Consider the following 25,534-nt stretch of genomic DNA (forward strand, 5'->3'; position numbering starts at 1 on the left):
ACTGTGAGCACTGCACACAACGAAGATTACCGCATCCTGATTCGAAGCGTCTCGGAGCAGTTCGAGCACACGGAGCCCCTCCCCGCCGAGGAGACAGACAAGATCGAGCTGATGACCTATGGCAGCTTCCTGAAAAAAGCCGGTTCCTATTATATTAGCTATAAGGAGACGGAGACCATTGGCTTTGCGGGCTGCACCACCACCATCAAGATCGCCGAGGACGGCAGCCGGGTGGCCCTGCTCCGCTTTGGCAAGGTCAACACCCAGCTGGTCATCCAGCGGGATTACCGGAACATCTGCTACTACGAGACCGAGGTCGGCCCCATTACGCTGGGCGTGACCGGCGACGGCATCGCGTGCGACCTCTCGGAGCCTGCGGGCGGCACGGCAAAGTTCAGCTATCTGCTGGATGCCGATGACCCCACAGCGCTCATCAATCGGACAACGCTTGAGATCCAGGTCGAGCACATCAACTGAACATCCTCACCCTCTCCGTCATCGCTTGCGCGATGCCACCTCCCCCAAAGTGGGAGGTCTTGACAGAAATTATAGAGTTTGTGGTTTTGTCAAAAGCTCGCCCTTTGGGAGAGCTGGACGCGAAGCGGCCTGAGAGGGTGAGCCCGTGAAAGGATAAAAATTATGACAGACTTTGAAAAGACCTATCAGAACTACAACCCCCGGGCAGCGGCACTGGCCGAGGCCCGCGCTCTGCTGACTGAGGCTGCCAAGGCCGCCATGGCCGACGGCACTCTGGCCGAGGCCGAGCTGCCCGCTTTTATCGTGGAGATCCCTGCCGACACCAAGAACGGTGACATCGCTTCCAATCTGGCCATGGCCGGTGCCCGCACCTGGCGCAAGGCCCCCAAGATGATCGCCGATGCCCTTCTGGCCCACCTGCCGTCCATCGAGCACAGCGTGTTTGCCAAGGTGGAAGTGGCCGGCCCCGGCTTCATCAACCTGTTCCTCGCCCCCTCCTTCTGGGCCAGCGTGGTGCTGGGTGCCTGCTCCAACAAGGAGTACGGCCGCACCGACCACGGCAAGGGTGCCAAGTACAACGTGGAGTTCGTTTCTGCCAACCCCACCGGCCCCATGCACATGGGCAACGCCCGCGGCGGCGCTCTGGGCGACTGCCTGGCCGCTGTGCTGGACTGGTCCGGCTATGATGTGACCCGTGAGTTCTACATCAACGATGCAGGCAACCAGATTCAGAAGTTTGGCAAGAGTCTGGCCGTCCGCTATCTGCAGCAGTTCTGCGGCGAGGAAGCCTATCCCCTGCCCGCTGAGTGCTATCAGGGCGGCGACATCAAGGTGCTGGCCGGTGAGTTTGCAGAGATCAACGGCGACAAGTACGTTGCAGCCTGCTCTGGGCTGGACGAAGAGGCCCTCTTTGCCAGCGAAGCCTTTGAGACCCTGAAGAACGCTCTGGTGGATTACGCCCTGCCCAAGAACATTGCTGCCCTCAAGCGCGACCTGGGCAAGTACCGCATCGATTACGATGTCTGGTTCCACGAGAGCACCCTGCACGAATCCGGCGCTGTCCTGGATGTTGTGAACAAGCTGCTGGAGCTGGGTGCCTGCTACAAGGCCGAGGATGGTGCCATCATGTACCGCAGCGCCCAGTATGCTGCCAAGTACGGCACCGTGAACAAGAAAAAGACCGAGGACGGCACCGAGGAGGAAGCCAAGGACGAAGTCCTCGTCCGCGCAAACGGCATCCCCACCTACTTCGCCGCCGACATTGCCTACCACTACAACAAGCTGGCCACCCGCGGCTTTGCCAAGGCCATTGATGTCTGGGGTGCCGACCACCACGGCCACGTTGCCCGCATGAAGGGTGCCATGGATGCCATCGGCCTGAACGGCAACGATCTGGATGTTGTGCTGATGCAGATGGTCAACCTGATGCGTGACGGCCAGCCTGTCCGGATGTCCAAGCGCACCGGCAATGCCATCACCCTGACCGACCTGCTGGAGGAAGTGCCCATCGACAGCGCACGCTTCCTGTTCAACATGCACGACGCAGGCAGCGGCATCGACTTTGACCTGGATCAGGCCGTCAAGACCGACAACGACAACCCCGTGTACTATGTCCAGTACGCACACGCCCGCATCTGCTCCATCCTCAAGAAGATGGAGAGCGAGGGTGTAGCCTTTGCTGGTGCCGAGCAGGTGGATGCCACCCTGCTGACCGACCCCAGCGAGATGGACCTGATCCGGATGCTGGCCGCCTTCCCGCAGGAGATCGTTATGGCTGCTGAGAAGTACGACCCCAGCCGCATCAACCGCTTTGTCATTGATTTGGCAAGCGCCTTCCACCGCTTCTACGGCAACTGCCGCATCCAGGGTGCAGATCCCGCCGTGCAGCAGGCCCGCCTGGCTCTGTGCATCGGTGTGAAGAACGTTATCTTCAATGTGCTGACTATGTTCAAGATCAACGTCCCTGAGAAGATGTAAAAGAGAATGAGAAGGGGCTGTTGCAAAACAGTGCCAATAAAAAGATGAGATAGACTTCCCCGAAAGGGGGTGCCTATCTCATTTTTTTATTGTATGCTGAGCCTTCCGCCCATATATATCACAGGACTCGGTTCTTTTTGTATCTTCCGTATAAAAAAATTCTCAGTTTTTGTGTTCTCTCACAAAGCATGTCCCATTATATTGACTTTATATTTTCATCTACTGAAAAATATTTTGTGTAAAGCGTCATATTCATTCGCATTATGACGCACATCGGACAAGTCTTTTACGAAATGCAAAGGAGGATTTTCTTATGAAAAAGCGTCTACTCAGCTTATTTCTGACATTCAGTATGCTGCTGACCTTTTTCCCTGTGGGCACTGTCACTGTTTTTGCAAGCGATTCCCCTATGGCATATACAGATGGTTCTTATCAGTTTATCCTCAATGCTGACAATACTGCAACAATAACAAAGTATACGGGCAATGAACATAGGATCACGATCCCTGCTCAGGTAACACATGGTGCTTACATATATCCTGTATCAAAAATCGGAGACCAGGTGTTCTGCAATTACAAGTACGTCCTGACAAGTGTCCAGATCCCCGACACTGTAACAGAAATTGGCAGCAATGCTTTTTATAATTGCACCTCACTGAAAAGCGTTACTATTCATGACAATAAACCATCCTGCGTGAAAAAGATTGGCCGCCAGGCCTTTATGTTTTGCAGCGAATTGACAGATATTCCCATTCTTGATTCTGTAACAGAGATCGGTTCAGAATCTTTTCATCACTGCGAAAAATTAGATACTGTCACCATTCCAGAGGGTGTAACATCCGTTGCAGACGGCATGTTCCGTTATTGTTACAGCTTGCACACCGTTACTCTTCCAGACAGCGTAACTGCCATTGAAGAGCGGGCTTTTACCGGAACTGCATTGACTCAAATTCATATTCCTGCCAATGTGGCACAGATCGGAACCGATGCATTTTCTGAATGTTTCGCTCTCTCAGCAATCACATCAGACAGCGAAAGCTATCCGGCAATAGACAATGTGTTGTACGAAAAATCAGCAAATGGCGATTACGCCTTAATCCGTTATCCTTCTCGAAGAGCGGATCCTGCTTTCAAAATACCCAATGGTGTGGCAAGAATTGAAACTCATGCTTTTGACTGTTGTTTGTATCTGGCCTCTGTGAAGATGCCAGACTCCATGGTCTCTATTGGAACCGGTGCCTTTATGAATTGTCAAAAGCTACAAGACATTGAATTTTCATGCAGGATAACGGAACTTCCGGAATCAGTTTTTGCAGGTTGTATCAGTTTAAAGAGCATCGATATCCCGGAGGGTATCACACAGATTCTCGATGATGCTTTTGCTGGCTGCGAGCAGCTCGAACGGATCGCGATTCCCAGCAGTGTAACCAAAATTCCCGAGTCGGCATTTTCCAATTGCACAGCATTGAATAACATAGAGTATTCAGGCTCTCGTTCTCAATGGAACGCTATTTTCACGGATTCTGGCCTACAAAATGTCCCTGTAGCACCTGGTTCTATTGATGTTACGGTAACCAGCGACATCCGTACCGTTACCGCCAAAGTTGATGGCAGCAGCGTTCCCATCAACGATGGCAAATTCATTGTCACGATTGGTAAAACAGTGGAATTGACCGTCAGCGATCCTCAATACAGAGATCGTTATACCTGGGCAGGGGGCAGCGGCACTGTGAGTGCAGACAATACCACCTATACTTTTGTTGCAGGTCAGGATGATACAGCCGTAACTCTGACCACTGTCGAACACACAAATTATGACACCGGTGATTTCACCATCAGCGGTCTAGCGGACTATTCCTATGGGGACAATATCGATATCAGGATCGAACCCAAGGATACACGCATCACAGATTACATTGTAAGATATGTCAGGAACGCAGGCACCTCAAACGAAGAAGAATTCAATGAGCTTCCAAAAGATGCCGGAACATACACCCTGCGAATCATTCAGGGGGATATCGTCCGAATCGACATTCCGGAAAAGATCACGATCCACCCCGTTACCATCACCAATGATACTTTCCAGAACGAACTCGCTGTCACCCTGCCAGAGGATGCTGTGGAAGAGGAAGGCAATGATCATACGGCCACAGTGACTGTCCGGGCGGACAGCAGGCTGAATGCTCTTTTGCAATCTGACGAGATCAAACTTGAGATTGTCTATCTCAACGATATGGGAGAAGAAGTCGTTGCCCCCACAAAAGCAGGCAGGTATACCGTAAAGGTAAAGATCCATTCCAATAATTCCAATCTACTCTCTGCCATCGTGGACGGAGGCACGTTTGAAATTCGCCAAAAAGCTGCTCCCATTGTTCCCACTGCAGATCTTTATCCCCTGACCATTAAGAATGCTACCGTTCTCATTGAGCATGATGGCGAAGAGATTCATGCTGGGAGAAACGAGATTGGTGATCTGGTTGCAAAGGTGCCTGAAAACGCCAGTGTAACTGTCACCTACATCAGCCAGAGCGATGCCATTGCGTTCGATCAGTGGTTGGTCAGCGGTTTGGACGATTCGACCGATGTCAAACAAAATCCATTGCGCTTTCAAATGCCCGCAGGTGAAAAGGGTGTAACAATGGAAGCCATGACAAAAGATGCTTCCATCGAAGATGGTGGTTCTGGCATTCTGGGCACCGTTATGGTCATTGGTGCTGCCGCCATGCTGACATGGCAGGGCTGCCGAATCGGCACGGAGCTTTATCTGAAACGTATTCTCCCTGATGGCGCAGCGATCCCCGCCAATGCCACCGAACTTGCCGAACTAGTGTGGGATGATGCCGGCAAACCTGCTCCCGCTGCTGCGTTGGACAACGATGCCACCAATGCACAGAAGGCTCTCACCTGGGCCTCTGAGAACCAGCTGCTTCCTTCCAATAAAACTGCAGCTGCTTCTGTAAGTTACTGGGAAGTGATCCAGATCTGGCGCAAGGCGCAGGCACTCAAGAACTAACCCCTGGCAGGCAGAAAGCCCCCTGACGATTACACTGTCAAGGGGCTTCCTGCTGTTTATTGGTGAACCCAATAGAGTGTTCACGATCTTCTTCGTCTTTTTATGATGTACACCACCGGCCTGAAAGTCATGGGCACCTTCTCTCTTTTTACCGCTTCGCGTGGCGTTCGCCCATGGGGATGATATCACAAAAGACGCAACGGCTCTTGGTGGAAAGGGCCACATCCTTGTGGTAGCAGCCAAAGAACCACTTTTCGTAGGTCAGCTTCAGCAGAACCTTATCAAGAAACAGGTGCAGGCGGTTGGATTCGCCCACCGCGAGGGAAGTAAAATCAAGGAATCTGCTTGGGGCATCGTGGGTCAGCACATAATCTACCTGCCAGCCGTTTGCTTCGAGATTGGTCTCACAGGCGGCGTATTCCTCATCGCTGGGCATCTCCTGCGGCCACCAGTTGTATCCGGCCTCCCGCTCTTCCTTGTCGGGGCTCTCGGTGCCGCCAAAACAGAGATATTTCTTTTCCTCCAGCTCCAGCACGCTACCACGGCAGACATGGTACACATTGCCGCCCAAAGCCTGGACCCTGCCGCCAAACCGCTCCTCGACGGGGTACTGGGCCAGCAGGTCGTAATTCTCGTGGGCACCATCAAGGAAAAGTAGGGTGTAGGAGCGCTTGCGCAGCCAGTCAAGCTTTTTCTGTTCCTCCTTGCTGCCATCCCACACAAAGCCGAAATCGCCCAGCACCACCACAATGTCCCGTTTGCCCAGCCAGCGGAGCCTGCCGTGCTTGAAACGGTCAAGCTCGCCGTGGGTGTCGCCTGTCAGATATACCATAGTCCCCTCCTGCCGCTTTGTGAAACCGTGGCAAAACCCTTGTCTCTGCGCGGCAAACCTGTTATTATTAAAGGAGCGAATCTTTGTTCGCCATTCTTTGTCATTTCCGGGCGCAGCGCCCGTATTTTATATATTATCGCTTTTTGAAGGAATTGTCCACATGAAACGTATTTTTGCACTGCTTTTGTCCCTTGCCGTCCTGTTCAGCTGCCTTGCCGTGACGGCCGGAGCCATGTTTGACCCCAGCACGGTCTACGATGTCAAGGCCCAGAGCGCCTATATCGTGAACACCGACACCAACATCATCGTCTATGAAAAAGACAGCGAGAAGCAGGTGTCCGCCGGGGGCCTGACGAAATATATGACCATTGCGCTGGTGCTGACCAACTATGCCGACCAGCTGGACAGCACGTTCACGATGCCCTTTGCCATCTCGGACTATGTCCACAGCACCGACAATGCCGACATGCGCTCGGGCGAGACCTTTACCTACCGGGAAGCCCTTTACGCCATGGTGACGCGCAACGCCAATGAGGCCGCCATGGGTCTGGCCTACGAGCTCTCGGGCGGCGACCTGGCGGGCTGGGTGAGCCAGATGAACACCCTCTCCCAGCGCATTGGTACCACCAACAGCACCTGGACAGATGCCTGCGGGCTGGACAGCGGCAACACCACCACCGCCGTGGACATGTACCTGATCCTGCGCTACCTGATGAGCTTTGATGCCTTCAAGGAGATCTCCGCCGCCCCCACCTTCACGATGCCGGCCAAGGAAAAGCATGCCAAGAGCTTTGTGCTGCTGAGCCAGAACGTGGCCCTGAACAAGACCAGCGGCGGCAGGTTCTACCGCAGCGCCATGCAGGGCGGCATGTGCGACGTGATGGCCTACAAGAACGACAGCGGCAATCAGAGCTATGTCTCGTGGGCCAACAAGGACGGGGCCACCTACATCTTCTGCATCATGCAAAGCCCCGACACCTGCGATGATTACGGCTATTCCAACCGCCGCCCGGCGCTGTACGAGACCACCAAGCTCATCGACTGGGTGTTCGAGAGCTTTTCCATCCAGGCCGCGCTGGACACCGACCAGGCGCTGGCGGAGATCCCGGTCAAATACTCCTCCGATACCGACACCCTGCAGCTCTACCCCGCCGACAGCATGATGACCCTGCTGCCCTCCACGGGGGATGGCTCGGTGACGCAGAAATATTTCCACCTGCCCGATTACGCCACAGCCCCCATCCAGCAGGGCGACGTGGTGGGCACTGTGGAGCTCAAGCTGGCAGGCGAGACCATTGGCGTGGTGAACCTCATTGCCGGGCAGGATGTCCACCAGAACGCATTGCTTTTCACGGTCTCCAAGGTACAGGCCTTCTTCCACAGCCTGTATCTCAAGGTGGTCATCGTCCTCTCCCTGCTCACTCTGGCGGTCTACGGCCTGTGGGTGTTCATCAACCTGTGGAACGGGCGCAGACCGAACCGAAAGATCCATAGAAGATAAACCCCACCGTCATCCCTACGGGATGCCACCGCCCCTGGTAGGGGCGGCCTTGGCAAAACTGGACAGCTTTACGCCATGCCAAGGGCCCCACTATTAGGGGGGGGGGGGCTGTCACGCGAAGCGTGACTGAGGGGTTTCGCCACCGATTGCAAAGAAGCTCCACCTTCACGGCGGAGCTTCTTTCTATTTCTTAGTCGATCGTCGTTTTTGTTCTGCCAATGCCGATCACTGCTGTTGTGATCTTTTTCCAGCTGTTGCAGCCGCACACGCCGTCCACCGTCAGGCTGGTGCGGCGCTGGTAGCCCCTCAGGGCTTCCTCGGTGCGGGTGCCGAACAGGCCGTCGATGCGGCTGCCGGTCTGGTAGCCCAGTGTGGAAAGCGCGTCCTGCAGGATCATCACATAGCAGCCCCGGCTCCCCCGCCGCAGGGTGGGGTAGCCCGCTGTGGTGCCGCTGCAGGCCGGGGTGCCGTAGCGGCGGTCAAAGTGCACCCATGTGGGGGTCTGGCTCAGGGGCTCCACATAGCCCCAGGCTCCGGTGGACCGGGCGGCCCTATAGATGGCTGTGCGCTGGCTCTGGGTCAGGCGCTGGCCCACATCAAAGGCCACGCCGGCGTAATGCTGGCTGCGGGTGCCGTGACCGCCCTCCCAGATGCGGCGGAAGGCATATCCCACCGGGATGCCCTTGCCGTACTTGCGGCGGGTCAGGTTCCAGGCCTCCATGGCGGCGATGGTCGTCCAGAGCACCGGGCTCCCCGATTTGCCCCGGAACTCCCGCAATGTCAGGGTGCGCTCGGTGCTGTAAGGCATCGGGTCGTTTTCGTTCAGGCTGTTGTAGGTGTACACCTTGTTCTCATAGGCATCATAGATCAGCAGCCGTGCCATCCGTCATCCCTCCTCGCATTCGCAGCTCTGGGCACGGAGCGCGGCCCAGGTCTCCTCGTTTACCGTGCCCGTTACCAGCAGGTCCGCCCGCTCCTGTGCAGCCCGGACCCCTTCTGTTTCCTTCGGGCCGAAGCGGAAGTTCTCGGCCACATAGCCCTCGCCGCAGTTCCGCATACAGCGTCCATTGAGCCACTGTTCGATCTGCCCCACATCCGGGCCAACGCTCCCCTCTTTCATGGCGCGGCCCGGGTAAACATCGGCCTGCCCGGCATCCCGGTCAGGGTTGGGGGAAACGGCGGCCAGCTGCAGGCTCAGGGCCTCCACCGCCGTCCAGGTCTCTGCATCTGCGACTCCGGTTTCGGGCAGATCCAGCAGGGCCTGTGCACTGCGAGTAGAGACCGCCGTCTCGTCGGTATACCGGTCAGACAGGGGCGGGCTTTCCACGCTGTCGAAATAGTAGGCAATGCGCTGCAAAAGGAGGTTGTAGTAGAGCACCGCGTCCCCTGTGGCCCCCACTGCCAGCGGTGTGCCCGGGTAAGGCAGGCGCTTCAGCGTGACCACCGGGCCGGACACCCGCAGGATGCTGGCTTTACCGTAGAGAGAATTCCAGGTCGTGCGCCCTACTACACCGTCCACCGTCAGCTTTGCAAAGCGCTGGTAGGCCCGCACGGCATTCTCGGTCGCCGCACCGAAACTGCCGTCGATGGAAACAGCGGGGATGCTGCTCTCGTAAGCGCTCATCAGGTAGAGGTAGAACTGCAGCTCCCGCACTGCCGTTCCGGTGCTGCCCCGGCGCAGAATGCCCGGATACTCGCCGGGGCGCAGGCTGGCTGTGAGCAGCCGGTTGGCGATATCGTTGTAGACCTCATACAGCTTGTTCCAGGTCGTGCGGCCCACCACGCCGTCGCTGGTCAGGCCGAAGTAGCTCTGGAATCTCCGCACTGCCGCCGCCGTGCCTGCGCCGAATTTCCCATCTACGGTCAGGGTGTTCAGGCTGGGATACACCGTGCGGGCGATCTTGAGCCAGAACTGCACCAGCCGGACGTTCTGCCCGCTGCTGCCCTGCCGCAGGGCTGTGCCCGGGTAAGCGTTGGGCCTGCCATTGTCGGACTGGATGCTGCGGAACTGATTGTAGAGTTCTGTCCAGGTGGCGCGGCCCACCACACCGTCCACAGACAGGCCGTATCTTCGCTGGAAGGCCCGGACCGCACCGGCGGTGCCGCTGCCATACACGCCATCCACTGTCACGGAGGGGATGCTGCTCTCGTACTGGGCCAGAGTGTTCAACCAGAACTGCAGCTGCTCCACAGCGCTGCCGGAAGAGCCGACGCGCAGGACGGTGTCGCCCCAGGTGCCGTCCGAGAGGGTGCCTGCGGCCGTTTCTCCCTCGCTGGTCAGCTCTGCAAGGTCTTTCACCGAGACATAGATATAGCTGATCTTATACCAGGTCTGCCGCCCCACCACGCCGTCAGCGGTCAGGTTGAACTGCTTCTGGAATCTCTTCACGGTCTCGGTCATCCTGCTGCCAAAGATCCCGTCCACGGTCAGCAGGCCAAGGAAGGGGTAATCCTTGGTGATGCGGTTCAGCTGCCGCTGCAGGGTGAACACCGCCGTGCCCCGGTCTCCCTGCCGGAGGGGGGAACCCGGATAGCTTCTGGGGATGGACTGGATGTTGCTGGTGCGGACGATCTCGATATCGCTGCCGTAATAGTACTTGAGGATGCTCAGGGCATTGCGGCCCTGATTTGCCAGCGTGACCGTGCCCCACTGCTTGAGCCCCGGGCAGGTGACGGACTTTCCGTCACAGTATTCGGAGTAGTAGGGATTCACGGTGCCGGTCTTGCGGATGTAGGTGTTGAAGATATCATCCGTCAGCTTTACCATCACATCGAACACCGTGCGGCCATGGACGTAATACTGATCGTAGCTGGTGGAGTTGGTGATATTGAAGGTGTAGCCCTTGCTGGGATACCACTCGGTGTAAATGCGGTTGAGCGCCAGCGAGATCTGGCAGTGGATGTTCGCTTTCAACGCTTCAATGGGCCAAGTGGGGTAGACCTCGCTGGAAGCCACATTGGCGATATAATCCCGGAAGGACACCGTCACGTTCCGGGCCGAGGCGGCGGGCCTGCCCAGATGGACCGTAATATTTTTGGGTACGATGACACGGTCCAGCACCCGGCTGCCGGTGCATGGATTGGTGGGAGCCGGGCCGCTGCCGCCGTTCCCCGCAAACAGAGCGTGGGTGGGGATGATCACAGGCGGGTCGACAATGTCTTTTCCCTCCTCGGTGTCCGGGATCATCTCAGGCCGGGCCAGCGTGACCTGCCCGGCAAAGATCTGGATGCCCTGGATGCGGACGGTGCGGTAGCCCGGCTTTCTGGCCGTCAGGCTGCACACGGCATAGGGCAGGGTCGTGGTGTTGTTCTCGTCCAGCGAGAGGGCGCAGGCCGGGGCACAGATGGCCACATCCTCGGCATTGCCCTCGGCATCGGTGATGCGGTGAGCCGTGAAGCCGCTGCCGGTGATCACAACAGTCACTCCCTCCACCGGAGCCGACTGCCGGGGCCGATAGGTCTGGATACGCAGGATGCCATTCATCATATAAAAAAACTCCTTTGCCGATCAGCTGATTCTCTTACAGCTTATTCCGCAAAGGAGCAGAGGGTGCATTTTTCAGTTGATGTAGCAGCGGTCCTGACCCACCAGCCAGTCCTCGCACAGGCGCTCGGCTTCTTCCACGCTGCGGCTCACACAGCGGAACAGCGCCCCGTTCAGCGAACAATAGGAGTAGCGGACTTTGGGCACACCATTCGCATCCTTAAACTGTTCACAGCGTTCCTGCCCGGGCATCAGATAAAATGGTTCCATTTTCCACGCGCTCTCCTTATTTTTGTCATGTTATGGCATTCTGCGGCACCGCCGCGCAACACCTTGCCTATTGTATCACCATCCGGCGGCAAAGGCTATTCGCCGATTGGACAAAAAGAACCGTGATTCTTCGGCCATGATTGCCATTGACAAGGTGTTTTTCACATTCCGCTGCGGGCGCAGCGGTCGGCCCCACCCTTACACGACCATGCACCACAGCGGTGTGGTGATGAGGGAGAGCACCGTGGAGACCGCCACGCACTTGCTGGCAAAGGCGGAATCCCCGCCGTACTTTTCCGCCAGAACGGCGGTCACGCCGCCCATGGGCATGGCGGCCAATACCACGGAAACACCGGTCACAAGGCTCTCCGCGCCGCAGAGCCTGCATCCCAGCAGCACCGCCGCCGGGATGAGCCCCAGCCGGATGAGGCAGTAGAGGAAGCAGTCTTTATCCCAGAGTTTGCCCATCCGGCTGCTGCCGATGATGGCACCGATCAGGATCATGGAAACACCCATGTTGCAATTGCTCAGGCTCTTGACGGTGCGGCCCAAAAAGCCGGGCAGCGGCAGCTGAGAGGCCATCAGCACCATGCCCACCACGACCGCCAGGATGCAGGGGTGGGTGAATGTTTTCCGCAGCACGGCCCTGCGGTCTGCCCGCATCTCCTCTTTGGAAGCGGGCTTTTCGTCCTGCAGAAAGTAGCTCACGCCTACCGACCACATTGCCACACGCTGGGGGATGAGGTAGATGGAGCTGAGCAGCAGGCCGCTGCTGCCCCAGATGCCGTCCACCAGTGCGCTGCCCAGAAACGCACCGTTGGAGCAGACCGTTCCATACTGGTAAACGCTCCGCTTTGCAAAGGGCAGCCAGTTGTAGCCCAGGGCACACAGCACCACACAGCCGATCTGCAGCGCCAGCGAGATCCCAAAGATCGACGCACTTCTCTTCAGCACATCCCAGCTGAACTCCACCAGAAACGACTGGATGATGTTCGCGGGCAGGATGACATTGATGAGCAGGTCGGTCAGGCACTTGCGTCCCTGCGCATTGATGATGCCCTTGCGGGCCAGAAAAAAGCCAATGAGGGTCAGCAGCGCAAGCTGGCCCTGCAATGTCAGCAGACTTGAAATTTCAGCCATGATTCCTCCTGTGTTTTGCACCAAAAAAAGACTTCTTTGTTCAAAGTATAAGAAATCCGGCCGGGAAAAGCAAGGATTCCGATCAATTTTCAGCCCAGCGGCAGGTACACCACCGCTTTGGCACCGTGGGGGGTGTTCTGCCCAAACACTGCCCTGCCGCCATGGGCGGCGGCGATCTGCTGCACTACATACAGGCCAAGGATATGGGGTGCGTTTTCGGCAGGCTCCGCAGCGTTCAGCGCCGCCAGAACGGCAGGGGGATATCCGATGCCGTCATCTGCCACGGTCAGGCAGAAGCGCTGCCCTGCCCGCCGGGTGTACACGGTAATGTTCACCGGCTTTGGGTTATGCCGGACGCTGTTGTTCAGCAGGTTTTCCAGCAGCCGCGCCATCAGCGCCTCATCCACCGAAAGCACTGTCTGCTCTGCCGGTTCTTCCTGTTCCAGCGTGATCCCGCAGTGCTCTGCCAGCGGGCTTTCGCAAAACTGCGCCACCAGCTGCCGGAACAGCGGCCCTGCCCGGAGTTCTTTCCGGCGCAGGGGTTGGGCACCGTATTCCAGCTTACTGGTCAGGTTCAGGTCATCAATGAGGGTGCGCAGCTTTTCGCACTGGGTGCGGATGCCGGTCGCTTTCTGCCGGGAGCTGTCCGGCAAAAGTGCATCCTGTTCCAGCTGCTCCGCCCAGCCTAAGATCAGCGCCAGCGGGGTGCGCACGTCATGGCTGACCCCTGCGATCCACTGGGTGCGGGCGTTGTCCCGCCGGGAAAGCATCTCGTTTTTGGCTTGCAGCTGTGCCCCGGTTTGGTTCAGCTTTTCTGCCAGTTCCCCGGCAAAACCATCCGTAGGCAGCCGGACAGTCTGCCCCTGCGCCAGTGCATCCAGACCGTTTGCCACGGTCTCCAGCCGCTTTGCCCCCCGCCAGCTCAACCAGAAGCAGAGCGCCAGACCCAGCATCAGCATTCCCAGCGCTGCCGCCGGGAGCACCCGCACCATGCTCAGAGCAAAGTCCGGTGAGCTGTAAACGCTGTACTTCCACAGGCTCCCCTTTGGCAGCCCGATGACGAACAGCCCGTAGGGTTCCGTCCAGCAGAACACCGGGTAATCCGCCAGATACCAGCGGGAAAATTTGGCGATATCGCCGGGAGTGTAGGCATGGTTCAGTTCCTGCGGCAGGCCGTAGCTCCAGCGGATGTTTCCCACATCGTCCAGCACCATCGCCCACTCGTAGCCATTCATCCACTCCTGCGGGGTGCGTTCTGCCCCAAAGGCAAGCCCTTCGGCGGTCTCCACCATAGAATCCGCGATCTCGCTGGATGAATACTCCCGCTGCGGCAGGCGGCAGCCCTCCTGCCAGCCCAGCCAGCCCAGCACCGCAACACCGGAAAACAACAGCAGCAGAACAATGCCCACTGCCGCCAGCACATACCGCCGGATCAGGCGCACAAAGGTTTTCATGCTTCTTCCCCCTTTGTCAGCTTATAGCCAATGCCCCGCACCGTCCGCAGAAACTGCGGCGCACCGGGTTCGGCTTCCAGCTTCTCCCGCAGATGCCGGATATGTACCCCCAGACTGTTCTCGTAGCCATAATAATCTGCGCCCCAGACCGCCGCACAAAGGGCATCGTAGGTAACGATGTGTCCCCGGTTCTCTGCCAATTTCCGCAGCAGCGCCAGCTCGGTAGCGGTCAGCGCCAGTGTTTTGCCCTCTGGCAGGGTAACAATGGCATCATTCAGGTCTACGCACCGCTCCCCCAGCTGCAAAGGTGCCGGTTTTGTACGGGACAGCTCTGCCCGGTACGCCCGCTGCAAAATATGCTGCACCCGCAGCAGCAGTTCCTGCATCAGAAAGGGCTTGGTCAGGTAGTCGTCTGCGCCAAGACCCAGCCCGAACAGACGGTCGGCATCCGCGTCCCGTGCAGAGAGGAACAGCGCCGGAACGTCCGCTTTTGCCCGCAGCGCCCGGAACAGCGAAAATCCGTCCCCATCCGGCAGGTTGATATCCAGGATCATCAGCTCCGGCTGCTCTGCCGCAAAACAGGCGCGGGCAGCGGCGCAGCTTTGGGCGGTTCTGATATGGCCATATCCTGCGCCCCGCAGCTGCTCACACAGCAGTGCCAGCAGTTCGGCGTTGTCATCCACAATGAGAATCTTTGCATCATAAATGGTATCCATAAGTGCAGTTCTCCTTTCCCGCCTTTACTATACCACACTTTTTGCGCCGCAGCGGAAAACGCCTGCAAATTTAAGGGGAATTTAAGCTGCGCTTCCGGTCAGTTTAAGGCAGCGGGTGTATTCTGGCATCGTTCCGAAATCCATGAATGCGAAAGGAGACCATTTATGAAACCTGTGATCGAGACCCATGCCCTTTGCAAAAGCTACCATGGCCGTCCGGTGGTGGATCATTTGAACCTGACTGTCCCGGAGGGCTGTGTTTACGGCTTTTTAGGCCCCAACGGTGCGGGCAAATCCACCACCATGAAGATGCTGCTGGGGCTTGTACGCCCCACCGGCGGCAGTGTGGAACTGCTGGGGCACACCCTGAACGAAGCAAACCGCATTGCCCTGCTGCGGCAGACCGGCAGCCTGATCGAATCCCCCTCCGGTTACCTGCACCTGACTGCCCGGGAAAACCTTTCCATCGTGGCTGACCTGAAAGACGTGGACCGGAAGGACATCAGCCGGGTGCTGGAGATCGTGCACCTGACCAAAGACGCTGACCGGAAGGTGGGGCAGTATTCCCTTGGCATGAAGCAGCGGCTGGGCATTGCCATGGCGCTGCTGGGCAGCCCCAAACTGCTGATTTTAGACGAACCCACCAACGGTCTGGACCCGGCAGGCATTCAGGAGATGCGCAGTCTGATTGCTTCCATGCCCCAGACCACCGGAGCCACCGTGCTGATCTCCAGCCACCTGCTGGGCGAGATCGAGCAGATGGTGGATCAGGTGGGCATTCTGAACCACGGCAAACTGCTGTTCGAGGGCTCCTTGCAGCAGCTGCAAAAGCACAGCCGGGGCGGCATTCTGCTGCGGGTGCTGGACGCACCCAAAGCCGCAGCCGTCCTGCAGCAGCAGGGAGTAAAAGCCGCTGCACCGGCAGACCAGCCGGACACTCTGCAGCTGCCCCCGCTGCCGGACGAAGCGCTGGCGGCACTGGTCTGCACCCTTGCCGAAAGCGGCGTGGGTGTGGTTGGCCTGACGGCCCAGACAAAGAGCCTTGAGGACATCTTCCTCAGCCTGACCCAGACCAGCGGGGAGGTGGCGTAAGATGGCAGCTTTCCGTGCAGAACTGCAAAAAGCCCACCGTAGGCACGACCTTGCTCTCTGCCTGCTCATCCCCGGCATTGTCGTGCTGTGGGTGGGCGGCCTTGCCCCGGCAGACCCGGAGGAGCTTGCCAACGGTTACAGCGCCCTGCTTTACAGCCTGCCCGTCATTGAAGCCATTCTGATGCCGGTGATGATGGCAGTGCTGGCCTCCCGGTTGTGGGATATGGAGATCAAAGGCAACACCGCAAAGCTGCTCTACACCCTGCAGAGCCGCCGCAGCCTGTTTGCAGGCAAAGCTGTCTTTGGGGTGCTGGAAGTTCTTCTGGTCACGGTGCTGGAGCTGGCCTGCGTTCCGGTGCTGGGGCGTGTCCATGGTTATACCGAAGCATTTCCCACTGGGCAGCTATGCTATCTGTTCATCTGCACGCTGGCTGTGAACACAATGCTCTTCTTTGGAGAATTTCTGCTGATGCTGTGGATGGGCAATCCTCTGCCGGCGCTCTGCGTGGGCATCGTAGGGGCACTGGTGGGGCTGTTTTCTGCTTTTATGCCGCCGCTTGCCAGTTACTTTGTGCCTTTTGGGTACTACATTCCTCTGAGCGCCTACGAAGTGGCGAACTGGGACAAGGCTACCCACACCGTCACCTACGGCACCCGCCCCTTCAACTGGGTGCTGCTGGCCTTCACTCTTGCGCTGGGCGCTGTGCTGTTTGCCCTTGCGTGGCGCAAGGTACAGGACGAGGAGGTATAAAACCATGCTGAAACGCTGTATTCTTGCGGAGAACCGCAAACTCCACGCATCTCCCATCTGGGCAATGTTCTTTGTGCTGCCCATTCTTTCAGCCACCTACGGCACCTTCAATTATTTACAAAATCTTGAGATCCTCACCGACGGCTGGTATAGCCTGTGGACCCAGCACACCCTGTTTTATTCCATGCTCTTCTTCCCTGCCATGGTAGCCACCTATGCTGCCTACTTGTGGCGGCTGGAACATCTGGGGCACAACTGGAACCTGATCATGGCAAGCCCCGTACCGCCGCTGGACCTGTTTGCAGCAAAGTTTGCGGTGGTGACAAAGCTGGCGCTGCTGACCCACGGTTTTGTGTTCGCGCTGTTCGTGTTCTGCGGCAAGGTATTTGCCCATCTGCCCGGGCTGCCGCCGGTCACCTTACCGCTGTTTTTACTGCGGGGACTGCTGGGTGCATTGGCTGTCATTGCCGCACAGCTGGTGCTGGCCATGGTCATCCGCAGCTTTGCCGTGCCCATTTTTCTGGGGCTGCTGGGCGGCATTACCGGCATCTTTATCAGCTCCAAAGGCTTTGGAATCCTGTGGCCCTATTCTCTGATGCAGCTGGGCATGAACTCCAACAAAAGTGCGGATGCTCTGGCGGGCAGCTACGGGCTGTTTGCCTTCAGCTGCATCTTCTGGCTGGGGACGATGTTCCTTCTGGCATGGCTGCTTTTACGCCGGGAGGATGTGCGGGCATAGCACAAAGGGGAGAGCACCTTCACGGTTGCCCTCCCCTTTTTTCAGCTGTTCAGCTGCTGCATAATCTTCCTGACCTCGCTGCTGGAGTATCCCTCCTTGAGCAGCTGGGTGCGGATGGCCGTATCACTGCGGCCCTGACTGCGCATCCTCGCCGCGCTGTACGGCACGGTGCCGCCGCTGGAAACGCCGCTTTTGCCCACCTTCAGGCCGGTGTCACCCGTCAGGCTGCCGCGCTTCGCCGCTGCATCGGCGCTGGCTTTTTCGGCAGTCCGGCTGGCCTTTTCCTGCTTGGCTGCCCACTGGCTCTTGCTCAGGTCCAGCCGCTCTGCCGCAAGGGCATTGCTGACCTGCTGCTGGCGGAGTTTGTCCTGATATTCCTGCTGGGCCTGCTCGTTTTTGTACTGCTGCTGTGCCAGCTCATCCTGCCGCAGCTGCTCCTGCATTTTCTGCTTCCATGCCGTGTCGGCCCGTTCGGCTTCATAGGCGCGGTTGCCTGCATAGATGTTGTACCCGGTGTTCAGCAGGCTGCCTGCCATGCTGCCCAGACCCGTGGTGCCGGTAATGGCCAGCTGGGCCGCGTCACCCAGAAGGCCCAGCACGGTCATCACATTGTTGAAGCCCTGCTGGCGGCGGGCCGCCTCCTGCTGTTCCTGTGCCGCGTAGTAACCGTACAGGCTGTCCAACTGGCCCAGATAATCCTGATAGCGCCCGTAATCCTGGGTGTAAGCCGTGTTGTAGGCATTGCCCTTTTGTTCCAGCTGGGTGTAGTAATCCGCCAGCTCCCGCTCATACTTCTGCTGGGCATTCTGCTCCTGCCCGTTCAGCTGGTCGATCTGCTCCACCAGGGCATCGCCGCCGCTCTGGTAGGTATCCAGCGCCAGCCGGTACAGCGTGGGGATGGCCTCGCTCAGTGCACCGATCTGCTGCTGGTATGCCTGCCGGGCCGCACTGGCCGCGTAGCTGGAACCATAGCCGCCGGTCAGGGCAGCGGCCTGCGCCGCCGCGTCGGCACTGGCGTTCTGGGCATTCTGGGTGTACAGCTGGGCGTACTGGTGGTACAGTGGGTCGGCACCATAGCTGTAACTGAATTCCTTCCGGTCCAGCAGATCCTCCATCAGGCCGTCAATGCGGCCCTGATAGGCGCTCTCGTAATCGCCGGGGCGGTTGGCCTGCCACTGCTTCAGGTCGCTGGCTGCGTCCGTCACCTCCTGCGAGGGCCGGTACTCTGCCGAAGCCAGCGCGTTTTCCACATCCTGCCGGTTTTTCAGCCCGCCTGTGGTGTACTCCTGCTTCTTTTTCTCGCTCATGTCTCCTCCTTTCCCAAACTGCCGGAAAGCCTGCCCCGCAGCTCCTCCGAGAAATTCTCGGTGTCCAGATTGCAGAGCACATACTGCAATTGCTCCTGCATCTGGTACAGATAATTCCGCAGGGCCCGGGCATCCTCCGGGTCCATATTCTCACTCAGCCTGGGCAGGCCGATCTTGCCCAGGCCTGCAATGCTTGCCATGGTTTATCCCTCCAGTTCCATCCAGTTTCCCTTTGCCCCGCTGAAGGTCTTGGCCAGGCTCCGCAGGGTGATCTGCCCATAGCCCCACAGCCGCAGCCGGAGCGAGGCGCACCGCCGGGGCACAAGGTGCAAATCACAATTGCGGCGCGGCCCCTCCACTGTCAGGGCAGCGGCGTTCTCCCAGGGGCCGCCGTCATAGCTCACTTCCACAGTCACCCGGCTCCTGCAGGCGGCATCCAGCCGCAGCGTCAGCCGGGAGAGGTACCGCTCCTCGGGGCTGTCCAGCCCCAGATCTCCGGTGGTCAGGGCAAACTCCACGCCCTGTTCCGTTCCCTCGCTTCTCTGCCCTGCTGCTTCCCGGCTGGGGTCAGCGGCCCAGAGCGCCCGGCCATCCCAGAGATAGAGCTGCCCGCCGGTGCTGGCCATCTCAAAGGAGCAGACATCCTCCTCGTGCCAGAGGCCCCGCTCGGTATCATAGACCAGCAGACGCACCTCGTTTTCCCGGCTGACATGCAGATAATACCGGCCATCCAGCGCACCGCCCACAGCCTGCTTCACATTGGCAAGCCGCCCGGCATCCAGCGCCGCCGACACCTTGGCCGGGATGCTGCCGTCCCACGCCATCACGCCGTCGGGCGAGAGATAGTACAGCGTCTCGTTCAGCACGCAGAGACTGTGGGCCGCGTTTCTGGCCACGCCCCGGCAGCGCAGGGAGCTGAGCTGGAAATCCGAGGGCTTGGAGCCGTAGAGCTTGTGCAGGGTGTTTTCCTTGAAGAACAGCGCATAGCCCATGCAGGTGGCCGCGCCGGTAAAGGGGCCGTCGCTGCCCACGGTCACGGCATAGCTGTCTGCCGCGATGCCCCGGTAGGAGAACCAGTTGGTGGGGTCGCCCAGCTTGCAGGCGTAGATGACATTCTCGCTGCTGGAACAGCCCCACACCCGGTTGTCGCACTCGGTCAGGTACTCAAGGTCGGGCACCCGGCGCTCCACCTTCACACCCTCCGCCGGGAAATACTCTTCCCGCTGTGTGCCGTCCATGCTCACCCAGACAGCACTGCTGCCATTGTGGACAAGCCTGCCGTAAAAGTGTTCGCCGCCCGGGTCAGCCCGCAGGCGCAGGGTAGTCTCGGTCACACCGTACACGATGCGGTCGCCGTCCAGCCCGGCCCACTGGCCTGCCTGTTCAGCCCCCGTACCGGTCAAGGTCACAGTGTCCCACACCCGGAATTCCGCCCCGATGCCCTCAGCGTTCACAAGGCAGTAGTCCAGCGGGATCACCGTCCAGTTGCCCGAAGCCTCGCTGTACACCTCCAGCGTATTCTCTGCGGAATAGGGCTTGTCCGGCTCGTTCAACTTCAGAAACAGCTGGCCGTCCTGCGGGTGTTCCGGCTCCTTCGTGCCCTTATCCTTCACCTCGTAGGTATTCCCCGAAGCATCACAGGGCGCAAAGCTCACGCTCAGGCTTCCCGCCTCCCAAGCAGCACCCAGCGGGGCCGCACTGCCGTCAGCCGTATCGAACGCCACCTTGTCCGGAAAGATCAGGATCTTTGTTCCGATGCCCACCATCGTCTTGCGGCCGTCTGCCACGGCATTTTTCACGGTGACGGGCTGGGCCGGGGCCTCGTCCGGGGTATAAACCAGGTCCTGCCCGCAGACGGTCAGCAGACCGTTCAGGTGATACATCCCGTTCAGCCCGGCCAGCTCCTGCAGCCTGCGGCGGGGCAGCCGGGTGCTCAGGGCCGGGAAATCCCGGGCCGAAAAATTCATTCCCCCGCTGTACTCAGCCTCGGTGCAGCCGTAGGTCTCGTTCAGGCCGCCAAAGGCCCGCAGCAGATCCCGGGTATTCTTCACACCGGTCCGATTTGTCAGAAGCATCCACTTTCCTCCCTTTCACCATCGCCACTGCGCTCCGCGCTTCGGCTTTGCCCGCCGCCGCAGCCAGGCGCTCAGCTCGGCCAGAATGCTGTTATACCGGGCCTGCTCCCCGGCGTAACGTTCCGTCTCGCCCAGGGCAGCATCCAGCTTTGCGCAGAGGTAATGCGGGTAGAGCGCATCAAAGGGCACGGGTACCAGCAGCTCTACGGCATCGTCCAGACCGCCCTCCGCAGGCCAGGCAAGGTCTGCCCCCACTCCGGCCCGCAGCCCGCAGCCGGAGAACAGCAGGGCCCGCAGCATTCCATCCTCCTCACAGAGCCAGCGCTGTCGGGTGCAGCTGTCCACCTTGCAGCCCGGCCGCAGTTCCTCGGCCCGTTCCAGAGCCTGTCCCACTGTCATGCGCTCACCCCGCGATCTTCTCGGCGGCGGCAATGCGGGCGGCGGTGCGCTCATCCTGCACCTGGCTGTGCTCCAGCACCTCTGCCACCTCGGGCGGCACTTCCACCTCCACGCCTCGGCGGATCTTATAGCTCACGCCGTTCACGCTCACAAACAGGTCGCCCTTGTACCGGCTGTTGTCCTTGAACAGCCGGATTCTTACGTTTTTCTTGTCCATTTTTCATCCTTTCTGCCCTCTGTCGCAGGGGCACTGCCTTTTACGCCTCGCCTGGTTTCGTCATCCAGCAGAGCTTGCCCGGTTTGCCAAGGGCTCCCCTACTAGGGGAGCTGGCACGAAGCGCCTGAGAGGTTCAGTTGGCACTCGCATTCTCCGAATAACTGGATACGCTCTCAATGCGCACCATGTACTGCTCCACCAGACGCTCGGCGGCGCGCATCCCCTTCCAGCCCACGGAAGCGCGCTGGTTCAGCGGGTCGTCGCCATAACCCAGCTGCTTGACGATGTGTTCCAGGCCGCCGCCCTCCAGCTCGGTCACACCGTAGGCATGGGCACCCAGCACCAGCGTGCCGAACACGGCCAGACCGCTGGGGCAGGTGGTGTCCTTCCAGATCTTGGCCTCGCTGGTCTCCACAAAGCGGATGTTGCCCAGCTTGCCGATCTCGCCGCGGTACATAGTCTCAGGGTCGGCATACTTGTGCGCCTCAATGAATTCCCTGCAGGTCTTCAGGTCGTAGGCGGCATAGGGGTGGATGATGGCAATGTAGCTGTCGCCGATGGGGTCTGCGTTCATGGCACCCAGCTGCGCCGCCGCCCGGAAGAACAGCTTCGGGGTCAGGGTGCAGGTCTTGTCCAGCTCCTTGCGGCTCTTCACCTCCGTTTCGGTGCCGTCCGCATTCTGCTTGGGGGCATACAGCACATTGGTGCCGCCCGCCAGCACATCACGGGTGATGCTGTCCATGGTGCGGCCCGCCTGGCTTGCCAGCACACGGGTGGCCTGCACCACGTTGTTGTCAATGGCGGTCATCTGCAGCACGTCAGTCAGCGGGGTCCAGCCGCCATACTGGTGCAGGTCGCTGGTGATGGTGGTCACGTTCAGAGCCTGACCGTCCGGGGTCACGCCCTCGGTCAGCGGAGTGGAAGCCTTGGGCAGGCTGTCGTACTTGCGGAACTCGATGGTCTTGCCGCCGTTCTGGGGCACAGGATAGTAATCCGCAAACTGGTCATGCACCAGCCGGGGCTCTGCCTGGTCGATGAGGCGCTTCTCGTAGAAGGTCTTCATCTCCGGGGTCATGGTGGTGGTGGAGTTCAGGGGAGTTTCGGCAAACAGCTGAATGTTGAAGTTGTTCATAGTCATTATCCTTTCTTTCATTGATTTCAAGCTCCCCCTTCGGGGGAGCTCCGCAAGGCGCTGGCAAAGCCAGACCGAAGCGGTGAGAGGGTTTTCCCTCAAAAGCTGATCTTTGCACCATGGAGCGCCTGACGTTCCAGTGCTTCCCGCTGGCTGCGGGTCATCCGGTTCACATCCGCACCGGTCACGGCGGCGCTGCCGGGGTGGGTGCCGTTTTCAGCAGGGCGTGCCCCGCGCTGGCGGATGCGCTCCACCACGCCCTGCTCCACGGTGCGGGCAGTCTGGCGCATGGCATCTCCGTAGTGGGCCAGCCGGTAGGCATCCAGCATCCGCATCCCGGGCAGCTGCATCAGACGGCGCATCTCGGGGTCTGCCAGCTCCTTTTGCAGGGAAAACTCCGGCACTGCCCGGCGCATCATGGCCTCCTCGGCAGCCCAGCGCCGGTGCAGGGCATCCACAGCCTGGCTTCCCGGAAAACGTTTTGGCAGCGCAGGGCGGGGCGGTTCCTGTTCCTGCCCTTCTTCCGCCTTGACCGGTTCGGTTTCTTTCACCTCCTTCTCCCCCTCCGGGGCGGTCGTATCCTGCTTTGCGTCCGCTTTCTCACCGGGCTTCAGGGTACCCGATGCCACAGCCTGCTGCTCCTGGGCCGCGCTCAGGGCAGGGGCAGCCGCTTCGCCGCCGTCAGCAAACAGCTGCAGGTCCATCATCTCCTGCTTGCCCCGGGCACTCCGGTCGGCAAAGCAGACATTGTCCGGGTAGCGCTCGGCCAGCAGGGCAAAGCCCGCCTTGGCCAGCTCAAAGGCTCCCTCGACCCATGCGGTACAGGGCCGGGCGGCAGTCACCGTCAGGCGGGGGCCATTGGGCTCGTCAAAAGCATCGCTGTGGGCGTTCTCCTCGCCCGCCAGCAGGCTGACCAGTGCCTGCATCAGGGTGCTGACACCGGCACACACGATATCCTGCCCTGCCGGGGCATAGCCTGCATGGCCCGCTGCCTCCAGACGCATGGCCGGGCCGTAAGGTCCATCCAATTCCGTATAATTCACTTTGATCATTTCTGCCTCCTTCTCATGTAAAACCTCTCCGTCACCTGCGGTGCCACCTCCCCTCATAGGGGAGGCAAGCCAGCAGCAGCGTAAACCTGGCTCTCCCGTTAGGAGAGCTGGCGCAAAGCGCCGGAGAGGTTCTTCGCCAATGCTCTTGTGCTCAGATTTTCCTCCGCGCCGCTCAATTTCTCGTTGAACCGCGCAATCTGCATCTGGGCCGCCGTCAGCTTCTGTGCCAGCGTACCGTTCTGCCGCACCCTCTGGCGCACTTTTTCGATGCCCTCAAAGTCCATCATCTCCAGTGCCGCCAGGGCCGCGTCGGCATTCTGGGGTGCAAAGAAACCCAGCTGGTAGCACTCCTTCGCCGTTTCATTCTGGGAAAGGCGGCTGAAGGTGGATTTCTTCTCGGCGCTCACCACGATATCAAACACCGGTTCCCGGCTTCCCAGCTTCACGCCGCCCATCAGCCCCATGGGGCGGGCACGCAGCGCTGCCCCGGAAAAGGGCACGAACTCTCTGCCTCCGGCAGGCCCGATGACACGGAACACCCGCTCCTCATCATAAAACTGCCGCATCAGGTCAATGATGAGGTAGCACTCCCTTGCAAAGGCCCGGTAGGCACTTTTGAGCATATCGCGGGAGAGCTTGCTGCCCGCCTCCTGCAGGGCCGCAATGGCACTTGCCGCCGTCACGCCGCCTGCGGTGCCGCCCTGGGTCATATCCCGGTTTCCGCTGATTTCCTTCAGCTCCTCAATGCGGCTGTTGCGGTAGCTCAGGCTGTTTCCCTGCAAACCGGCGGTCTGCAATGGACGGAAACTCTCGTCTCCCAGCCGCCCGGCCACATGGACGATGTCCCGGCTGAGATCCGCCAGTTCCTCCTCGTTCACGCCCGCCGTGTCGCTGAGCACATACCGCTGCTTGGATGCCAGCAGGACATTTTCATCCATGGCATGGTTCATCCTGTCGATGGCGGTCTGGCATTCCTTCATCACATCGATATAGCCAAAGCCCGCCGGGCTGTCCTCTTCCATAAACAGCGGGTCGAACACGAAGGGATATTTTCCGTGGTCGTAGAAGCCCCGCCCGGCAAGGGCCGGGTCATTCTCGCTGGCATAGAGCACCACACCGTTGCAGAACTTGCAGTAGTGGAGCAGGGTGCGTCCGGCCTTGTCCGGCTTTTTGTAGTACCAGTCCACCACCACGCTTTTTTCGGTGGTGTCCAGCCCGCCGTCGTGGAGAAAACGGGGTACATCCAGCACACTGGCGCTGTGGCCCTTCAGCTGGGGCCAGCGGCTTTCCAGCTGTTTGGTGTTCTCCATGCTCAGGGAGAAAAAGTGGGGCGAGGCCTGGATATCCGCCACGCCCGGCTCCCAGTAGAGCATGAGCAGATTCATGGGCCGGATGGCGATCTCTCCCACGCCGCCCCGGGCCTCCGGGTCCCAGAACACGCCCTTGACCCCGGTGCCCTGCTTGAGCTTGCGCCACCAGGTGTCGCTGTACACCTGTTCATAGTCTGCCTGCTCCAGCACCACCGGCAGGATGCTGGAAAGCACCTGTGCGGTCTGCGCATCGTCTGCCGCCCGGGGCAGAACGTTGGGGGCCGGGTAATTGTCCATGGCATCGGCGTGCTTGTTGGCAATGCTGTTGAACAGCCACCCACTGGCAGGCTGGGGCTTGCCCTCCATCATGGGGTTCTGGTAGTTCTTCCAGTGTCCCATCCGGAACCACAGCTCGTTGTCCACAATGCGTTTGTCCAGCGCGGCTTTTCCGGCCTTGTATTTCTGTAAAATGGCAGTGGCTTCGGCCACTTCTTCTGCCCCGATGGGGGGCTTTTCATCGATCATTTCTTACTCCTTTCTTGTTAGCTTCCTCACCCTCTCAGTCTCGCTCCGCTCGCCAGCAGCCGAGTTGCGGC

22 protein-coding genes are annotated in these 25,534 nt (G+C 59.4%); 7 read left to right on the forward strand and 15 right to left on the reverse strand.

All coding sequences use genetic code 11. The annotated features are described in order from the left end of the window. The first annotated feature begins 3 nt into the window (after nucleotides 1–3). The 3 genes from P0G09_RS04915 to P0G09_RS04925 all read left to right on the forward strand — a co-directional run bounded on the left by P0G09_RS04915 (nucleotide 4) and on the right by P0G09_RS04925 (nucleotide 5,467). Nucleotides 4–477 carry a DUF1934 domain-containing protein gene (locus P0G09_RS04915; RefSeq protein ID WP_227611447.1) on the forward strand — a complete coding sequence of 158 codons (474 nt, stop codon included), beginning with the start codon at nucleotides 4–6 and terminating at the stop codon, nucleotides 475–477. 162 nt (nucleotides 478–639) lie between these two features. Further along, a complete protein-coding gene (gene argS, locus P0G09_RS04920) occupies nucleotides 640–2,454 on the forward strand; it encodes an arginine--tRNA ligase (protein ID WP_117476006.1) in 1,815 nt (604 codons plus the stop codon). A gap of 313 nt (nucleotides 2,455–2,767) precedes the next feature. Then, the gene (locus P0G09_RS04925) at nucleotides 2,768–5,467 is read left to right on the forward strand and encodes a leucine-rich repeat domain-containing protein (RefSeq protein WP_275252097.1); all 2,700 of its coding nucleotides are present in this window, start codon (nucleotides 2,768–2,770) and stop codon (nucleotides 5,465–5,467) included. A gap of 148 nt (nucleotides 5,468–5,615) precedes the next feature. Here the strand turns inward: P0G09_RS04925 and P0G09_RS04930 are convergent, their stop codons facing one another. Then, complete coding sequence (locus tag P0G09_RS04930; RefSeq protein WP_275252098.1) at nucleotides 5,616–6,299, reverse strand: metallophosphoesterase; 684 nt, start codon at nucleotides 6,297–6,299, stop codon at nucleotides 5,616–5,618. A gap of 160 nt (nucleotides 6,300–6,459) precedes the next feature. On the opposite strand from P0G09_RS04930, the gene P0G09_RS04935 reads away from it, so the two are divergent. Then, entirely contained in the window at nucleotides 6,460–7,800 is a 1,341-nt protein-coding gene (locus P0G09_RS04935; RefSeq protein WP_275252099.1) for a D-alanyl-D-alanine carboxypeptidase, read from the forward strand. A gap of 190 nt (nucleotides 7,801–7,990) precedes the next feature. Here the strand turns inward: P0G09_RS04935 and P0G09_RS04940 are convergent, their stop codons facing one another. The 6 genes from P0G09_RS04940 to P0G09_RS04965 all read right to left on the reverse strand — a co-directional run bounded on the left by P0G09_RS04940 (nucleotide 7,991) and on the right by P0G09_RS04965 (nucleotide 14,864). Next, nucleotides 7,991–8,683 (reverse strand): peptidoglycan-binding domain-containing protein, encoded by a 693-nt coding sequence (locus P0G09_RS04940; RefSeq protein ID WP_097786518.1) that lies wholly within the window; start codon nucleotides 8,681–8,683, stop codon nucleotides 7,991–7,993. A 3-nt stretch (nucleotides 8,684–8,686) separates the two neighbouring features. Further along, on the reverse strand, nucleotides 8,687–11,287 hold the full coding sequence (locus P0G09_RS04945) for a peptidoglycan-binding protein (RefSeq protein WP_275252100.1): 2,601 nt from the start codon (nucleotides 11,285–11,287) through the stop codon (nucleotides 8,687–8,689). Between the two features lie 72 nt (nucleotides 11,288–11,359). Continuing rightward, entirely contained in the window at nucleotides 11,360–11,554 is a 195-nt protein-coding gene (locus tag P0G09_RS04950; RefSeq protein ID WP_005931230.1) for a DUF3873 family protein, read from the reverse strand. A 198-nt stretch (nucleotides 11,555–11,752) separates the two neighbouring features. Next, nucleotides 11,753–12,694, reverse strand: a complete 942-nt coding sequence (locus P0G09_RS04955; protein WP_275252101.1) for an AEC family transporter — start codon at nucleotides 12,692–12,694, stop codon at nucleotides 11,753–11,755. A gap of 89 nt (nucleotides 12,695–12,783) precedes the next feature. Beyond that, complete coding sequence (locus P0G09_RS04960) at nucleotides 12,784–14,148, reverse strand: HAMP domain-containing sensor histidine kinase (RefSeq protein ID WP_275252102.1); 1,365 nt, start codon at nucleotides 14,146–14,148, stop codon at nucleotides 12,784–12,786. Continuing rightward, on the reverse strand, nucleotides 14,145–14,864 hold the full coding sequence (locus P0G09_RS04965; RefSeq protein ID WP_097773548.1) for a response regulator transcription factor: 720 nt from the start codon (nucleotides 14,862–14,864) through the stop codon (nucleotides 14,145–14,147). The genes P0G09_RS04960 and P0G09_RS04965 overlap by 4 nt, the downstream gene beginning before the upstream one ends. 165 nt (nucleotides 14,865–15,029) lie before the next feature. Here P0G09_RS04965 and P0G09_RS04970 point away from each other — a divergent pair, with 165 nt between their 5' ends. Genes P0G09_RS04970 through P0G09_RS04980 form a run of 3 tightly spaced genes read left to right on the forward strand, consistent with a single transcriptional unit; the run spans nucleotide 15,030 to nucleotide 17,446 of the window. Beyond that, a complete protein-coding gene (locus P0G09_RS04970) occupies nucleotides 15,030–15,956 on the forward strand; it encodes an ABC transporter ATP-binding protein (RefSeq protein ID WP_275252103.1) in 927 nt (308 codons plus the stop codon). 1 nt (nucleotide 15,957) lies between these two features. Continuing rightward, on the forward strand, nucleotides 15,958–16,707 hold the full coding sequence (locus P0G09_RS04975; protein WP_275252104.1) for an ABC transporter permease: 750 nt from the start codon (nucleotides 15,958–15,960) through the stop codon (nucleotides 16,705–16,707). Between the two features lie 4 nt (nucleotides 16,708–16,711). Beyond that, a complete protein-coding gene (locus P0G09_RS04980) occupies nucleotides 16,712–17,446 on the forward strand; it encodes an ABC transporter permease (RefSeq protein WP_275252105.1) in 735 nt (244 codons plus the stop codon). Between the two features lie 41 nt (nucleotides 17,447–17,487). On the opposite strand, the gene P0G09_RS04985 is transcribed toward P0G09_RS04980, so the two are convergent. From P0G09_RS04985 to P0G09_RS05020, 8 genes are all read right to left on the reverse strand, one after another. Beyond that, nucleotides 17,488–18,753 carry a cell envelope biogenesis protein TolA gene (locus P0G09_RS04985; RefSeq protein ID WP_275252106.1) on the reverse strand — a complete coding sequence of 422 codons (1,266 nt, stop codon included), beginning with the start codon at nucleotides 18,751–18,753 and terminating at the stop codon, nucleotides 17,488–17,490. Continuing rightward, nucleotides 18,750–18,953: a hypothetical protein gene (locus P0G09_RS04990; protein ID WP_005931258.1), complete on the reverse strand. Its 204-nt coding sequence runs from the start codon at nucleotides 18,951–18,953 to the stop codon at nucleotides 18,750–18,752. Before P0G09_RS04990 ends, P0G09_RS04985 begins: the two co-directional genes overlap by 4 nt. 3 nt (nucleotides 18,954–18,956) lie before the next feature. Next, nucleotides 18,957–20,828, reverse strand: a complete 1,872-nt coding sequence (locus P0G09_RS04995) for a hypothetical protein (protein WP_275252107.1) — start codon at nucleotides 20,826–20,828, stop codon at nucleotides 18,957–18,959. A gap of 15 nt (nucleotides 20,829–20,843) precedes the next feature. Further along, complete coding sequence (locus P0G09_RS05000) at nucleotides 20,844–21,227, reverse strand: hypothetical protein (RefSeq protein ID WP_117535737.1); 384 nt, start codon at nucleotides 21,225–21,227, stop codon at nucleotides 20,844–20,846. 4 nt (nucleotides 21,228–21,231) lie between these two features. After that, entirely contained in the window at nucleotides 21,232–21,444 is a 213-nt protein-coding gene (locus P0G09_RS05005) for a hypothetical protein (protein WP_097770405.1), read from the reverse strand. Nucleotides 21,445–21,577: 133 nt separating this feature from the next. Then, complete coding sequence (locus P0G09_RS05010) at nucleotides 21,578–22,576, reverse strand: N4-gp56 family major capsid protein (RefSeq protein WP_082210765.1); 999 nt, start codon at nucleotides 22,574–22,576, stop codon at nucleotides 21,578–21,580. A 98-nt stretch (nucleotides 22,577–22,674) separates the two neighbouring features. Further along, nucleotides 22,675–23,628 (reverse strand): ribosomal-processing cysteine protease Prp, encoded by a 954-nt coding sequence (locus P0G09_RS05015; protein WP_275252108.1) that lies wholly within the window; start codon nucleotides 23,626–23,628, stop codon nucleotides 22,675–22,677. Nucleotides 23,629–23,726: 98 nt separating this feature from the next. Continuing rightward, on the reverse strand, nucleotides 23,727–25,463 hold the full coding sequence (locus P0G09_RS05020) for a hypothetical protein (protein WP_275252109.1): 1,737 nt from the start codon (nucleotides 25,461–25,463) through the stop codon (nucleotides 23,727–23,729). Between the last annotated feature and the right edge of the window lie 71 nt (nucleotides 25,464–25,534).

Source organism: Faecalibacterium sp. DFI.5.82 (assembly GCF_029076575.1).
Taxonomy (GTDB): domain Bacteria; phylum Bacillota; class Clostridia; order Oscillospirales; family Ruminococcaceae; genus Faecalibacterium; species Faecalibacterium duncaniae.